14 protein-coding genes are annotated in these 14743 nt (G+C 36.7%); 5 read left to right on the forward strand and 9 right to left on the reverse strand.

The genetic code is table 11. The annotated features are described in order from the left end of the window. Positions 1-329 precede the first annotated feature (329 nt). The 3 genes from DD829_RS19910 to DD829_RS19920 all read right to left on the reverse strand — a co-directional run bounded on the left by DD829_RS19910 (position 330) and on the right by DD829_RS19920 (position 2555). Entirely contained in the window at positions 330-794 is a 465-nt protein-coding gene (locus DD829_RS19910; RefSeq protein ID WP_228408249.1) for a YciI family protein, read from the reverse strand. A 10-nt stretch (positions 795-804) separates the two neighbouring features. Further along, the gene (gene pncB / locus DD829_RS19915; RefSeq protein ID WP_108411490.1) at positions 805-1983 is read right to left on the reverse strand and encodes a nicotinate phosphoribosyltransferase; all 1179 of its coding nucleotides are present in this window, start codon (positions 1981-1983) and stop codon (positions 805-807) included. Between the two features lie 95 nt (positions 1984-2078). Next, entirely contained in the window at positions 2079-2555 is a 477-nt protein-coding gene (locus DD829_RS19920) for a Dps family protein (protein WP_076391832.1), read from the reverse strand. 429 nt (positions 2556-2984) lie between these two features. On the opposite strand from DD829_RS19920, the gene rpsL reads away from it, so the two are divergent. From rpsL to DD829_RS19945, 5 genes are all read left to right on the forward strand, one after another. Continuing rightward, positions 2985-3398 (forward strand): 30S ribosomal protein S12, encoded by a 414-nt coding sequence (gene rpsL, locus DD829_RS19925; protein WP_027381287.1) that lies wholly within the window; start codon positions 2985-2987, stop codon positions 3396-3398. A gap of 23 nt (positions 3399-3421) precedes the next feature. Beyond that, positions 3422-3898 carry a 30S ribosomal protein S7 gene (gene rpsG / locus DD829_RS19930; RefSeq protein ID WP_050020592.1) on the forward strand — a complete coding sequence of 159 codons (477 nt, stop codon included), beginning with the start codon at positions 3422-3424 and terminating at the stop codon, positions 3896-3898. Positions 3899-3904: 6 nt separating this feature from the next. Continuing rightward, positions 3905-6022, forward strand: coding sequence for an elongation factor G (fusA, locus tag DD829_RS19935; protein WP_076391836.1), 2118 nt, complete (start codon positions 3905-3907; stop codon positions 6020-6022). A gap of 17 nt (positions 6023-6039) precedes the next feature. Further along, positions 6040-6345 carry a 30S ribosomal protein S10 gene (rpsJ, locus tag DD829_RS19940; protein ID WP_002661363.1) on the forward strand — a complete coding sequence of 102 codons (306 nt, stop codon included), beginning with the start codon at positions 6040-6042 and terminating at the stop codon, positions 6343-6345. Positions 6346-6538: 193 nt separating this feature from the next. Further along, complete coding sequence (locus DD829_RS19945) at positions 6539-7039, forward strand: low affinity iron permease family protein (RefSeq protein ID WP_108410851.1); 501 nt, start codon at positions 6539-6541, stop codon at positions 7037-7039. Between the two features lie 23 nt (positions 7040-7062). Here DD829_RS19945 and DD829_RS19950 read toward each other — a convergent pair whose 3' ends face one another. From DD829_RS19950 to glpK, 6 genes are all read right to left on the reverse strand, one after another. Next, on the reverse strand, positions 7063-9771 hold the full coding sequence (locus DD829_RS19950) for a hypothetical protein (protein ID WP_108410850.1): 2709 nt from the start codon (positions 9769-9771) through the stop codon (positions 7063-7065). Between the two features lie 133 nt (positions 9772-9904). After that, complete coding sequence (locus DD829_RS19955; RefSeq protein ID WP_108410853.1) at positions 9905-10882, reverse strand: hypothetical protein; 978 nt, start codon at positions 10880-10882, stop codon at positions 9905-9907. Then, the gene (locus DD829_RS19960; protein WP_108410849.1) at positions 10882-11295 is read right to left on the reverse strand and encodes a hypothetical protein; all 414 of its coding nucleotides are present in this window, start codon (positions 11293-11295) and stop codon (positions 10882-10884) included. The genes DD829_RS19955 and DD829_RS19960 overlap by 1 nt, the downstream gene beginning before the upstream one ends. A gap of 369 nt (positions 11296-11664) precedes the next feature. Then, positions 11665-12465 (reverse strand): hypothetical protein, encoded by an 801-nt coding sequence (locus tag DD829_RS19965; protein ID WP_108409356.1) that lies wholly within the window; start codon positions 12463-12465, stop codon positions 11665-11667. Positions 12466-12479: 14 nt separating this feature from the next. After that, positions 12480-13211 (reverse strand): MIP/aquaporin family protein, encoded by a 732-nt coding sequence (locus tag DD829_RS19970; protein WP_108409355.1) that lies wholly within the window; start codon positions 13209-13211, stop codon positions 12480-12482. A 17-nt stretch (positions 13212-13228) separates the two neighbouring features. Next, on the reverse strand, positions 13229-14725 hold the full coding sequence (gene glpK, locus DD829_RS19975) for a glycerol kinase GlpK (RefSeq protein ID WP_076391848.1): 1497 nt from the start codon (positions 14723-14725) through the stop codon (positions 13229-13231). Between the last annotated feature and the right edge of the window lie 18 nt (positions 14726-14743).

Raw genomic sequence — 14743 nt, forward strand, 5'->3', positions numbered from 1 at the left:
AAAAGTTTTATGAAACACGTTTCATAAAACTTCCTCCAAACAGCCTAACAATGAGTTTTTGATAGGATTCTACCAACTATTTTTCAGTATTATGCCATTTTTCATAATAAGTTAATTGAATCTTATTGTCTCTTATTTCCAAAATTCCTTTTTGGGGATGTTGGAAATATAATTTGAGATGGTTGTCTGCTTTTAAGAGCTTCAGTCCATCAATAATATTTTTTGAAACATGATTTAATTTTTACTTCAAATACGGAAGATTTATTCTTGCAGTTGATTAATGATAGTAACAATAAAACATAAGATAGTTTTCTCATTGACCTGAGTAATTAAGGATTTTCTTTCGCAATTTCCTCATGGTGCTTCAGGTACAATGGCAAAGCTGCCGATCCATACCATGGCAAGATTTCATATCCGAAGACTCCTGCTTTTACAGCGGGATCTGTTTTTACCCATGATTCTGCTTCTTCTTTGAATTTTGTATTGAAGATGAACATTCCTTCAAAATTTTGTTTGTTACCTGAGGTAAACGGACCTGCCACTACAACTTTTCCTTCTTTAGCAAGTTTTCCGATATTGGCTAAATGTTCTTTCATTAACTCAGCCATTTTTGTCTTGTCTTCAATTTTTGTAGTTCCTGTTGTCAGCATTACGATTACGTACGGCTTCATTCCGTATTTATCGGCTCCCAGTTCTGTAGCCAATTTTTCGTTGAACTTCGGTTTTTCTATCGTCTTCTGAGCAAATGAAAATGCTGTTGCAAAAATAGAAGCTGATAAGATAATTTTTTTCATCATTTCTGTTTTACTCTTTTATTCTTAAAAATTCTTTAGCCAGTTCAATCATTTTAGGATCTCCGGTATATTTTCCGTGTTCATCGGATAATTTTACAGTTGGAATCCATTCTTTGTTCGGAGCCTGAACACCGATAAGTTTCATGACGATATTCATCGGTTTTAAGCCGACATCATTGGTAAGATTGGTTCCTATTCCAAAAGAAACTCCGATCTTTCCTTTGCAGTAATTGGTGATTTCTTCTACTTTCTCAAGATTTAAACCATCTGAAAAAATAATATATTTGAATAGCGGATTAATGCCATGTCTTTCATAGTGAGCAATGGTTTTATCTGCAAATTCCAGAGGATCGCCGCTGTCGTGACGAACACCATCGAAAAGTTTTGCAAACTTTTTATCAAACTGCTGGAAGAAAACATCTGTTGTGTAGGTATCTGAAAGAGCAACTCCCAAATCTCCGCGGTAAACATCCACCCAATGTTCCAGAGCCAGTTCGTTTGCCATTTTGAAACCATATTCCGCAGCGTGGAACATAAACCATTCGTGAGCATGGGTTCCGATGGGTTTTACACCATATTTCATCGCGAAATGCACATTGGAAGAACCTATAAATGTAGAGTCTTTCTTTTGTGTTAAAGCTTCCATAACAAGATTCTGAACTTTATGAGAGTGTCTTCTTCGGGTTCCGAATTCTGCAAAATTAACGCCCAGTTTTGCCAGTGTTTCAGCTTTTTCCAGTGTTTTGTTCATCACCACTTCATTGGAGTCTCTTTCCAAGTGGTTCATTTCGTAGTGAAGCTCGCTGATAAGAGCTAATAATGGGACTTCCCAAAGTATCGTTCTGTACCATAGTCCTTCAACGGTTACGGAAAGATCGTTTCCTTCCTGATGAATTTTAACTTCGGAAGGATCATAATGATAACCTTCTAGAAAATCTAAATATGGAAGATCAATATAAGGGCAGGTTCTTGCCATGAACTTTTTTTCGTCTTTCGTCAGCTTCAGTTCTGCCATTTTATTAACCGCTTCTCTTAAGGCAATATCGAAACCTTCAGGAAACTGATGTTTTCCACGGTTGATGAATTCATATTTTACCACAGAACTTGGGAATAATTTTACTACCGCATTCTGCATCGTTATTTTATAAAAGTCGTTATCTAAAATGGAGTTTAATCGTACGTTATGCATGATTGTGTAATTTATACGCAAATATAGTTATTAAAAATAAAAATCACCTAAATGTAAGGTGATTTTTTTAAATTTTCCGGATATTTTTTCTTTCTTTACTTTCCAAGATAAGAGTTGTACATCCATACTTCTTTTTCCTGTTCTGTAATGTAGTCGCTCATTTGGGAGTTTGTCCCTTCGTCTCCGGCTGCATCTGTAATGTCTAAAAGTTCTCTCTGAAGATCAATTACCACTTTGAATGAATTTAAAATGTTTTCAACACTTTTGGTAGCATCGCTTACTTCCACGCTTTCTTTTATGGTTGATACTTTCAGGTAATCTGAATAATTGTGAGCCGGTGTAGCGCCCAATGTTAAAATTCTTTCTGCAATTTCATCAATCTTTAGAACAAGACTGTTGTATAGTTCCTCGAATTTAGGATGAAGCGTAAAAAACTGATCTCCTTTAATGTTCCAGTGAGAACCTCTTGTATTCTGATAAAATACGGAATAGTTAGCTAAAAGAATATTTAATTTTTCTGAAATCTTTTTACAGTCGGTTTCTTTAAGGCCGATAATGTTAGCGTTTTTCATATCTATATTGTAGTTTATTTTTCTGAAACAAAATTAAGTAAATATTGTGCCGAAAATGCGGTTTCGTGATTGATGATACTTATCTTTGATATTTTTAGAATAAATTTACATATAGTAATTTTTGCATTCTAATTTGCAACATCTGTTTCATGAAGTTCTTCTCTATACATATTAAATCCAAAATTGTAGTCAATGATATTGGAACCGCTACTTATTTTAACAATATCCATTTCTATTAATAAAGAATATGTATAAACTTAAACAGCATGTAAGGAATTTTAAGTGGAACCGAAACGTACAAGTCACAATCGTGGATTAAACCGTAAGTATCTGTTAATTAATTTTTAAATAAAAATATTATTTCTGTATAACTGCTTGTTAATTAAAAAAATATTATTATTTTTGCACCCTAAAATAAAAAGCAATTAAATGCCTACTATTCAACAATTAGTAAGAAAAGGAAGAGCCACGCTTGCCAAGAAGAGCAAATCGGCTGCCCTTGATTCTTGTCCACAAAGACGTGGTGTATGTACGAGAGTATATACTACTACACCGAAGAAACCGAACTCTGCACTAAGAAAAGTTGCAAGGGTAAGACTTTCTAACGGTAAAGAAGTTAACGCCTACATCCCGGGCGAAGGACATAATCTTCAAGAGCACTCGATAGTATTGGTAAGAGGCGGAAGGGTGAAAGACCTACCGGGAGTACGTTACCACATCGTAAGAGGTGCATTAGACACTGCAGGTGTAAATGGAAGAACACAGAGAAGATCGAAGTATGGAGCTAAGAGACCTAAACCAGGACAGGCACCAGCTGCACCAGCAAAAGGAAAGAAAAAGTAATCATTAAATAAGGTACAGAAACAATGAGAAAGACAAAAGCGAAAAAAAGACCGTTGTTACCAGATCCGAAGTTTAATGATCAATTGGTAACGAGATTCGTTAATAACTTAATGCTTGACGGTAAGAAGTCAATCGCATTCAAAATTTTCTATGATGCGTTGGATATCGTAGAAACTAAAAAAGGAGATTCTGAAAAAACAGCTCTTGAAATCTGGAAAGATGCATTAACGAACGTTATGCCTCACGTAGAAGTACGTTCCAGAAGAGTAGGTGGAGCTAACTTCCAGATCCCAATGCCAATCAGAGCGGATAGAAAAATTTCTATGGCAATGAAATGGTTAATCAAATATTCTAAAGCTAGAAATGATAAGTCTATGGCTTTGAAATTAGCTAACGAAGTTGTAGCTGCTTCAAGAGAAGAAGGTGCAGCTTTCAAAAAGAAAACTGATACTCACAAAATGGCGGAAGCAAACAAAGCTTTCTCACACTTCAAATTCTAATCTGAAATGGGAAGAGATCTTAAATTTACAAGAAATATTGGTATTGCTGCTCACATTGATGCAGGTAAGACTACCACTACAGAAAGGATTTTATTCTATACAGGTGTAAACCACAAAATTGGAGAAGTTCACGATGGTGCTTCTACAATGGACTGGATGGAACAGGAAGCAGAAAGAGGTATTACGATTACTTCTGCTGCAACTACTTGTAACTGGAATTTCCCAACAGATCAAGGTAAGAAATTACCTGAAACAAAACCTTACCACTTCAACATTATCGATACACCGGGACACGTTGACTTCACCGTAGAAGTAAACAGATCTTTGAGAGTATTGGACGGTTTGGTATTCTTATTCTCTGCAGTAGATGGAGTAGAGCCTCAGTCTGAAACAAACTGGAGATTGGCTGACAACTACAAAGTTGCGAGAATGGGATTCGTAAACAAAATGGACAGACAGGGTGCTGACTTCTTGAACGTTGTAAAACAAGTAAAAGAAATGTTAGGATCTAATGCAGTTCCAATCGTTTTACCAATCGGTGCTGAAGAAGATTTTAAAGGGGTTGTAGACTTAATTAAGAACAGAGCGATCATCTGGGATGAAGCAGGACAGGGTGCTACTTATGAAGTAGTTCCAATTCCTGAGGACATGAAGGATGAAGTTCTTGAATATAGAGAGAAATTAGTAGAAGCTGTAGCTGATTATGATGAGACTTTGATGGAGAAATTCTTCGAAGATCCGGATTCAATTTCTGAAGAGGAAATCAACGAAGCATTAAGAAAAGCGACTATCGATCTTTCTATCATTCCAATGACTTGTGGATCTTCTTTCAAAAACAAAGGAGTACAGTTCATGCTTGATGCTGTTTGTAAATATCTTCCTTCTCCATTGGATAAGGACAATATCAAAGGAACAGATCCAAGAACTGACGCTGATATCGAAAGAAAACCATCTGTTGAGGAGCCTTTCGCTGCATTAGCTTTCAAAATTGCTACTGACCCGTTCGTAGGTAGATTAGCATTCTTCAGAGCTTATTCAGGAAGATTGGATGCTGGTTCTTATGTATTAAACACAAGATCTGGTAACAAAGAAAGAATCTCAAGAATCTATCAGATGCACGCGAACAAACAAAATCCGGTTGAGTATATCGAGGCTGGAGATATCGGTGCAGCTGTAGGATTTAAAGATATTAAAACAGGAGATACATTATCTGATGAAAAGAACCCAATCGTTCTTGAATCGATGATCTTCCCGGATCCGGTAATCGGTATCGCTGTTGAGCCTAAAACAAAAGCTGACCAGGATAAAATGGGTAACGCTTTAGCTAAATTAGCTGAAGAAGATCCAACGTTCCAGGTTAAGACAGACGAGGCTTCAGGACAAACAATCATCTCCGGTATGGGTGAGCTTCACTTGGATATCATCGTAGACCGTATGAGAAGAGAGTTCAAAGTAGAGGTTAACCAAGGTCAGCCGCAAGTAGAATACAAAGAAGCTCTTACACAAAAAGCCAGCCACAGAGAGGTTTACAAAAAGCAGTCTGGAGGTAGAGGTAAGTTCGCGGATATCGTATTCGAAATCGGTCCTGCAGACGAAGGAAAAACAGGTCTTGAATTCATCAACGAAATTAAAGGGGGTAACATTCCTAAGGAATTTGTTCCTTCAGTTGAAAAAGGATTCAGAGAAGCAATGAAGAACGGTCCTTTAGCTGGATTTGAGGTAGAATCTATGAAGATTACATTGAAAGATGGATCTTACCACCAGGTTGACTCGGATCAGTTATCTTTCGAATTGGCTGCAAAGTTAGGTTTCAAAGAATCTGGTAGAGCTGCTAAAGCAGTTATCATGGAACCCATCATGAAGCTTGAAGTAGTAACTCCTGAAGAGTACATGGGTGATATCGTAGGTGACCTTAACAGAAGAAGAGGTACTGTAAACGGTATGGACGATAGAAACAACGCTAAAGTTATCAAAGCTTTCGTTCCACTATCTGAAATGTTTGGTTATGTAACTTCTCTTAGAACGTTATCTTCAGGTAGAGCAACATCTTCTATGGAATTCGAGAAATACGAAGCTGCTCCTACAAACGTTGCTGAAGAAGTAATCGCTAAGGCTAAAGGTTAATATTAAATTAGATTAAAATGTCACAAAGAATCAGAATAAAACTTAAATCTTACGATTACAACTTGGTAGATAAATCTGCAGAGAAAATCGTAAAAACGGTAAAGGCTACTGGTGCTGTTGTAAACGGACCAATTCCATTGCCAACCAACAAGAGAATCTTCACAGTGTTGAGATCTCCACACGTAAACAAGAAAGCAAGAGAGCAGTTCCAGTTATCAGCTCACAAGAGATTGATGGATATCTACTCTTCTTCTTCTAAAACTGTGGATGCTCTAATGAAGTTAGAACTTCCTTCAGGTGTAGATGTTGAAATTAAAGTGTGATAATTGCATACTTTGCAATGATTATATAAAATCCGTTCCTTCAGGGGAGCGGATTTTTTTATGTATTGTCATATTTTGTTTTTGGAAACAAGCCGTACAATATAAATAAAACTCATACCCTTTTAACTTATCTTTAAACGCTGCTTTTTCGGCGGAGTTTTTGATGTTTATTAATTTATTAATACCAAGAAAAATGGCAACTTCAGATAAAAGTTTTTTCGAAAAATTTTCAGACTGGGCAACAAAATTTACAGGAAGTTCTTATGCTTTTATCGGAGCTACGTTAATCGTTATTATCTGGGCGGTTTTAGGCCCTGTTTTTAAATATTCCGAAACGTGGCAGCTCGTAATCAATACCGGAACAACCATCATCACTTTCCTGATGGTATTTTTAATTCAGAAGGCACAGAATAAAGACTCAAAAGCCATTCAGATCAAATTAAATGAATTGATCGCAGCGAATGAAAAAGCCAGCAACAGGATTGTCGATATTGAAGATTTAACGGAAAAAGAACTCGATCAGCTTCATTGTTACTATGAAAAACTGGCAGATTTTGCAGAAGAAGATGAAGATATCCATTCTTCACATTCTATTGATGCTGCCAAAAGAAATCAGGATTACAAGCACGATTTTTTCAGAAAAAAACATGAAGAATGGCTGCAGAAACAGAAACAAAAAAAGGAATCGATCTGATTCCTTTTTTTTTATTAAACATTCTATTTCATAAAATACCCGAAATAAGAACAGCTTCCCATCAGATTTTTTGCAGTCTCCGTATCGGCATACTGTGTTTTCAGCATGGCAAAATACGTTCTGTATTTTTGATTTTTAATCTGATCTAACTGCTTTTGGAAAGCATCCGTTTTCTCGCTCCATTTTGGATCCGAGTAGTCTACGTTCGAAGGATTTTTAGTTTCATACTGATAATATTTCCCTTGTTCCGCACTTGCCATCTGAAACAGAATTCTTGCTTTTTGCTCTTTATCCGTTGATGTATTCAATGCTTTTTTATAATAATTAATTGCCAGATCAAAATTATCAGGTTCAATAAAAGTAGTACTCGTAAAGTTTTTATAATAGTACTGATAAGGCGTTTCACTGTCGGTGCTCCAGAAATTATATTTTCCGCCATTCGTATTGTCAACATCCATCACAAATAACTGTCTGTAATATCCCAAAGAAGAAGTATTGTAAAGAAGATTTCCAATGAGCTGATTGGCTTTTGTTGATTTTTCGTCCTTACCGCTTCCTATTTTTTTAAGCTGAATTAAAGCTTCTGCCAGTTCAAGTTTATTCATCATAGGTTTAATGAAAGAAAACTGGGAAAAATCTTCCTTCACCATACTTTCTTCAGGTGTACTCTGATAACTTTCCCAAACATTATGTCCGAAAACAAGATCCGAAATACTTCTGAAACCATTGTATTCTGAAGCTCCGTATTGATGAGGCGTTTTTTTCTGAGAATTCCCGTCCCAGTCATAATTGATTCTAGGAATTCCTGTGAAATTCTTTGCTTTTGTGTAGTATGATTTAGCTTTCTCAAAATCTGCCTGTCTCATGGCTCTGTCACCATAAATCACTGCAAAAAAGGCATCGATATTTCCTACATCATCAATATTTTTAGCAATAATCTGTTCCTCGAATTTCGTTTTGTTCGGCTTTCTGTAAAAATCTTCCACACTTTTTACCAGACTGGAGTTGGGGTTGTACTGAAGATCAGAAAGCGTATTGCTCATCAGGAAAGATTTTCCGTCTTCACCCTGCAGGAAATAACGGTTGGCAAGAACATCTTTCAGGAAATCTTTTGTAGAAGGAACCTCACCATAATAATCATATTCTGTTTCCGTACTGTCTTTTTTAGGTGGTTCCGGTTTATCCACAAAATATTCAGCATAATCTTTCATTAAATGATCTTCGAAATCCGCATCAATTTTAGGCTGGGAAACGATATCATTCAGAACCTTCATTCTTTTAATCTGTTCCTGATATTCGGGATTGCTGGTTTGAATGTCTGATAAAATTTCCGTACTGGCTTTATAATCTTTTTTAAGGAACTTCAGATAAGCGTCTGCAATTTGCCAGTATTCGTCTTTAGATTTTTCTTTCGTTTTGCTTGTGAATTTTTCAAGATCATCTAAGAAATCTTTCGTCTGATCGTCATAGTAATAATTATTCTTGTTGAAAACCGGAATTCTGTTCGGGTTGTCCAGCAATTCATCATCGCTTTGATCTGCTTTCATTTCAGTACTCGTTTTATCTTTAACTCCGAATAACTTCTTAAAAAAGCGCACAATTTTCTGCCAGAACGATATTTTTTCCTCTTTGGGAGCGTCCGCAACTTCAGTTTTTGGCTGATCCGCTGTAGTGTTTGCAGAAACTTTTACCGCAGATTTTTCATTATTGTTGGTGTAATAATAAATCGGAAGATAGTTTCTTTCCAGTTCATTGATGCTTCTCACCGCCATCACTTTCAGAATTTCAGAATCAGGATCTATTTCAAACATTTTTTCCATGATCGGAATCGGATTGTTGAAATCCTCATAGCCTAAAAGAAAATAAGCCATGTTTTTTTCTTCATTTGTTCCCGCTCTTTTCATAATATTATTAAAAGAAGCAGTGTCCGAAAGTTTCATAGACACGAAGGCAGACTCTTTGCGGCTTTTACTGTTCATAAAAACCTGAAAGAAATTCCAGTTGGCATCACTTTTCAGATCCAGTCCGCGTTGTGCACCCGCCAATTGATCGAGAGCCATAAAATAGATTGCTCCTCTTAACTTTATAGATTCAACATAAGTTTTGAAAGCCTCTGTCGCAGCTTCGTAATTTCGCGTGTAATGGTTTAAACGCACCAACTGATATCCGTAACGCTGCTTAATTTCAGGATTTTTTGCCGCATTGTAAAGAGAGGTTAATGCAGTGATGGTTTTATTGTAATCAAGATTTGTTGCATTTTGTGAACTTTCGCTTTCACGGTAATAAAATGAATCCGGACTTTCAACATAGTTGATTTTCATGTACGGTTCAAGATATTTTGCCTCAATCAGATAATCAATTGCTTCCTTATATTTAGAATAGAAACCAGATCCGAGTTTTGTGAGAAGCTGATTGTTCGTGCTGCCATTTTTCAGAGCATTCAGATCATTGATGTTCATTTTATTCACCAGATAATCTGTTTCCGCGAAAGTCAGTTGATTATTAAAGAATTTTTTCCATGCATCCACATTTTCATTAGGAATCTGGGATTGTTTAAATTCGGTGTAAAATCTTGTTGAATAACTGTGAAGAAAAGGCAGGTACGATTTATCCTTGATGATACTCTGCGTAAACAGATTGAAATATTCATAATCCGGATCAGACCATGCGCACGCTTCAGTTTTACTGTAAAAAAGCGATAAAACCGCGAGCGAAAGAAAGTACTTTTTCATTTTGTTAATGGTGTTTTTTTAAGTTATAATGGTAATGTATATTTTCAAATTATTCTTACGCTGATCCGTTTAAGAAATCTGTAAGAATTATCTTTTTAAGCATAATGCAATTTACGCAGAATTTTAATTGAATTTACAAGCTAAAGTTCTGTCCTGTAACAAATTTACTGTCTAACTGATAATATATAATATCGAAGTTGCTTATTTTTTTCTCCAGAAAACGGATAACTTCCTGAAGCTGCTGATCCGAAATTTCTTCAATTTTAATTCTGAAACCTTTGTTCAGATAACTTCCGAAATAAAATCCGTCCTTCTGTATTTCAATTTCTGTGTCGGATATTCGCTTGAAATCGGGGTTTTTAAGATCCTTTTCAGACAAAGCATTAATCAGTTTATGTTTTCCCAAATGGTTGGTTACAATTCCCCACGAATAAATCGGCAGGGCAACCTCAATTTTTTTAACAGGATAATCTTCCAGCTTAGAAAGGTAATTTTTGAGTGTACTCACATCCAAAATAGAATTTTTATCTGAGTTTTCCAGCGGAGAAGAAGTGGAGTAGCACATCAGAAAAACCTGCTCAACCGGTGGAATTCCCATGATATTTTTATCTTTTACCTGATGAAGGCGTAGTGTGCAGGTTACTGTTTTTTTTGAAACCTCCTTTAATTTTTTCAGAAATTTAAAATAATCATCGCGGGTTCCTGCAGTCCAGTCGCAGTCAATTTGTATTTCGTTGCCCGTTTTCAATTCATATTCTGAAGTCTTTTTTTTAATTAAATCATTAATGCTTGCTGCAAGAAACTGTATTTCCTCATTGGTAATGTTGAGAAACGCACGGTTCGTGATGAAAACAGTTGGAATAATATTTTTGTCGGTGCTGAAACTCTGATCTTTTGTAATAACTCCGACAGGCTGAAATTTCCCGTCCAATTTATCAACATCAAAAAAACGCGTATATAAATAAGGATCGGTTGCTTTTTGTAAAACGTTTTTCTCTGTTTTGTCTAAAGCCAAACGGGTTTTCCAGTAATAAAAAGTGTACGGATGAGACTGTTTTTTACCACAGGAAACGACGAGAAATAAAATTAACAGAAGTTGAGAGACTTTCATCATTGGTATAATATTCCTGAGCATTCGCAATTTGTTTTTTCCATTTCAGAAACGGGACAGCAGTCGTCTGACTTTTTTACTTTTCCGTTTTCATCGGTCAGATAAATTTTTTCTTTATCAAATTTCACGTAAAATGTTTCATTATAGGTTTTAAAATAAACTTTCATCACTTTCGGATCATATTTTCCGGCATTGATTTCTTCTTTGGTTTCCGTTCCGTCTGCCTGATTGATCTGTACAAAACCGAAATACACATCGCCGTTATCTTTTATGTTGATATAATAACCGGGAGTTCCGGATCCGTTAGCTCCATTTTCTATATTGAAATCTCTTTTCCCAAAAAACGGAACTTTCGACTGTGCAAATGAGAAGAAGCCTAAAAGAAGTGTGAGTAGAAATAAAAGTTTTTTCACAAGTAAATTTTTCTCAAAATTAAAAATATCCTATCAAAAATTACACCGTAAAATCACGGTGATTTCTTTTTGTTAAGCCATTTTATATGTTATCTTCTGAATAATAGATTTGTTTAAACTTTTTATTTAACCACAAAAGGGAAGATGAAATTTTATTTAAAGCTAGAATAGATAACAACAACTTTAAAAATCTTCGATTTTTATTCTTTTGAGTACTTTGATTACTCTAATTATTGCTGCATAATCATCTTTTGCAGCTTTTGCGGTTAATTTTGAAATTAGTTTACACAAGTTTACATTAAAAAACATCAAATTAATAAAAAACCACCTCCAGAAGAGATGGTTTGTACATTACTAACAATTAATTTTCTAGAATACTGTTGCAGCAAGCTGAATTCTTGCGAACTTATTCGATGGGTTCCACATTGCCATCATGGAAACAGGCAGGCTGTAATGATCTGTGACTTTTACCGTTTTACCTGCCTTCACGCCTACATTTACAACATCAAAACTGTTTTTTCCGTTTCCGTAAAGAAATCTTTTGTCATTTAAAGCAAATCCGGCTCCTACAAACGCGTCCAGATTTACTTTTTTATCTTTAATGACAGGATAACTCGCTTGAATATATGTTGAATATTTATTCTTTTTATACGTTCCGTCAGATTCCAGAACCACTTCTCCCGCATTAGCTCCTCCATAGAGCATAATGTCTGCTTCAATATTTAAAGGAAAAGAAGCACCAAATGTATAATTCGTTCTTAAATCAATAATATGCGCTGTTCTCCTGTTGGAATAATTAAAAATATCATCCGAAGCCACCGTGGTGTTTATATTTCTTGAATTAAATAAATCCCACAATCCAATGTAAAATCTTCCGTTGGAAAACTGGACGTAATAATTGATTTCTTTATAATGCGTATTGTCTTTATCGTCCGTTAGTGCAGATGCGCCCCAAACTCCGATCTTCCATTTTTTTTCTTTATCCAGAGCGTAGGAAAGATTTCCCATGACGACTGGTTTATCGGTAATTATTAAACCTCTCCAAAGATGGTTATTCTGAATGTTTGCGGTAAAATCCAGTCTGCTTTCTTCCGCTGTTTCTTTATTTTCTTGGGCAAAAAGAGTTCCTGTACCTGATAAAATCAGGCATAAATAGATTAGTTTTTTCATAAAGTAAAGTTTTGTTAGCTCAGAATTCCGTGAAGTAACGCAGCAAGAGCAGCTCCAATGATTGGTCCTGCAATGGGAATCCATGCATAACTCCAGTCACTGCTTCCTTTTACCGGAAGAAGAGCGTGCATAATTCTTGGTCCGAGATCTCTTGCCGGATTAATGGCGTAGCCTGTGGTTCCTCCTAAAGAAAGACCGATTGCCCAGACCAATAAAGTGACTGGTAAAGCTCCTACACTTCCTAATCCTATTTTTGCGTTCGGATCATTATTTAAAGTCATGCTTGGATCTGCGAAATGAAAAATCACGAATACCAAAACGAAAGTTCCGATCATTTCACTGATTAAATTGGAAACAGGTTTTCTGATGGCAGGTCCTGTACTGAAACACGCAAGTTTTGCCCCTTCGTCTTCCGTAATGGCAAAATGATCTTTATTGAAAATCCAGACCAGAGATGCGCCCAACATTGCCCCGATCATTTCTCCGGCAATATAGGTAGGAACCAGATCCCATGAAAATTTTCCTGCGAAAGCTAATCCTAAGGTCACTGCGGGATTCAGATGTGCGCCGCTGACAGGTCCTGCGACGGTTACCCCCACAAAAACTGCCAGAGCCCAGGCGGTGGTAATTACAATCCAGCCGGAATTGTTTCCTTTTGTGCCTTTCAAAACAACATTGGCTACTACGCCGTTTCCTAAAAGGATCATCAGCATTGTGCCGATTATTTCTGCTGTAAATGGAGTCATAGTTTTATTTTAAAAGGTTAATCTTCGATCCAGTTTTGAGAACGCTGTACCGCTTTTGTCCAGGTTTTTACCATTTTTTCCACTTTTTCTTTTTCCAGTTGCGGGTGGAAATCTTTATCAATGATCCATTGAGACTGTATTTCATCAATGTTTTCCCAGTATCCGACAGCAAGTCCGGCAAGATAAGCCGCTCCCAAAGCGGTTGTTTCCAGAGTTTTTGGTCTTGTAATTTTAAATCCGAATAAATCCGACTGAATCTGCATCAGCAAATCACTTGCAGAAGCTCCGCCGTCTACTCTTAATTCAAGACTTTCCGTTCCGGAATCAGCTTCCATTGCTTTTACAATATCATACACCTGAAAAGCAATACCTTCCAAAGTAGCTCTTGCGATATGCCCGTTTGTGGTTCCGCGGGTTACGCCAACGATATTTCCGCGGGCATACTGATCCCAGTGAGGAGCGCCTAAACCCGTTAATGCAGGAACAAAGTACACCCCGCCATTATCTTCAACCGATTGTGCCAAAGTATTTACTTCCTCTGCGGAACGGATTAATTTTAAACCGTCTCTCAGCCACTGAATCGCTGCACCTCCTACAAAAACACTTCCTTCCAAAGCGTAATTCACTTCTCCATTAATTTTCCATGCAACAGTTGTCAGTAAATTGTTTTTAGATAAAACTGCTTCTGTTCCTGTATTCATTAAAAGGAAACAGCCTGTTCCATACGTGTTTTTTACCATTCCCGGAGTCGTACACATCTGTCCGAATAATGCAGCCTGCTGATCTCCCGCAATCCCTGCAATCGGAATTTTTGTGGAGAATAATGTAGTAGCTGTTTCTCCGTAGATTTCACTGCTTTGTTTTACTTCCGGCAAAATCGATCTTGGAATATTAAACAGTTCCAGTAAATCATCGTCCCATTCTAAAGTATGAATATTCAAAAGCATGGTTCTGCTTGCATTCGAAACATCGGTGATGAACATCTTTCCGCGCGTAAGTTTCCAGACAAGGAAAGTGTCTACTGTTCCGAAACATAATTTTCCGGCTTCTGCTTTTTCTCTTGCGCCTTCTACATTGTCTAAAATCCACTTCAGTTTTGTTGCTGAAAAATAAGCATCCAGTACAAGACCTGTTTTTTCTTTAATTTTCTCAGCATGACCCTGCTCTTTTAATTCGTCACAATATTTGGACGTTCTTCTGTCCTGCCATACAATGGCATTATACACAGGTTCTCCGGTTTCTTTATCCCATACAACGGTGGTTTCACGCTGATTGGTAATTCCGATGGCGGCAATTTCCCGACCGGAAATTCCTGCTTTGGCAATGACTTCCGCCGCTACGGAAACCTGTGAAGACCAGATTTCATTGGGGTCATGTTCTACCCAACCCGGTGTAGGAAATATCTGTTCAAAACTTTTCTGAGAAACAAATTCAATTTCTCCGCTGTGATTGAATAAAATGGCTCTCGACGAAGTCGTACCTTGGTCCAGAGCGAGAATCAACTTTTCACTCATGCTGTGATCGTAAATTAA

Origin of the sequence: Chryseobacterium sp. HMWF035, assembly GCF_003094695.1 — a bacterium.
GTDB classification, from domain to species: Bacteria; Bacteroidota; Bacteroidia; order Flavobacteriales; family Weeksellaceae; genus Chryseobacterium; species Chryseobacterium gambrini.

Excerpts from the sequence above, each read along its gene's own strand:
- DD829_RS19910 (WP_228408249.1), bottom strand. The coding sequence starts at position 794 with ATGAAAAAAATTATCTTATCAGCTTCTATTTTTGCAACAGCATTTTCA.
- pncB (WP_108411490.1), bottom strand. The coding sequence starts at position 1,983 with ATGCATAACGTACGATTAAACTCCATTTTAGATAACGACTTTTATAAA.
- DD829_RS19920 (WP_076391832.1), bottom strand. The coding sequence starts at position 2,555 with ATGAAAAACGCTAACATTATCGGCCTTAAAGAAACCGACTGTAAAAAG.
- rpsL (WP_027381287.1), top strand. The coding sequence starts at position 2,985 with ATGCCTACTATTCAACAATTAGTAAGAAAAGGAAGAGCCACGCTTGCC.
- rpsG (WP_050020592.1), top strand. The coding sequence starts at position 3,422 with ATGAGAAAGACAAAAGCGAAAAAAAGACCGTTGTTACCAGATCCGAAG.
- fusA (WP_076391836.1), top strand. The coding sequence starts at position 3,905 with ATGGGAAGAGATCTTAAATTTACAAGAAATATTGGTATTGCTGCTCAC.
- rpsJ (WP_002661363.1), top strand. The coding sequence starts at position 6,040 with ATGTCACAAAGAATCAGAATAAAACTTAAATCTTACGATTACAACTTG.
- DD829_RS19945 (WP_108410851.1), top strand. The coding sequence starts at position 6,539 with ATGGCAACTTCAGATAAAAGTTTTTTCGAAAAATTTTCAGACTGGGCA.
- DD829_RS19950 (WP_108410850.1), bottom strand. The coding sequence starts at position 9,771 with ATGAAAAAGTACTTTCTTTCGCTCGCGGTTTTATCGCTTTTTTACAGT.
- DD829_RS19955 (WP_108410853.1), bottom strand. The coding sequence starts at position 10,882 with ATGAAAGTCTCTCAACTTCTGTTAATTTTATTTCTCGTCGTTTCCTGT.
- DD829_RS19965 (WP_108409356.1), bottom strand. The coding sequence starts at position 12,465 with ATGAAAAAACTAATCTATTTATGCCTGATTTTATCAGGTACAGGAACT.
- DD829_RS19970 (WP_108409355.1), bottom strand. The coding sequence starts at position 13,211 with ATGACTCCATTTACAGCAGAAATAATCGGCACAATGCTGATGATCCTT.
- glpK (WP_076391848.1), bottom strand. The coding sequence starts at position 14,725 with ATGAGTGAAAAGTTGATTCTCGCTCTGGACCAAGGTACGACTTCGTCG.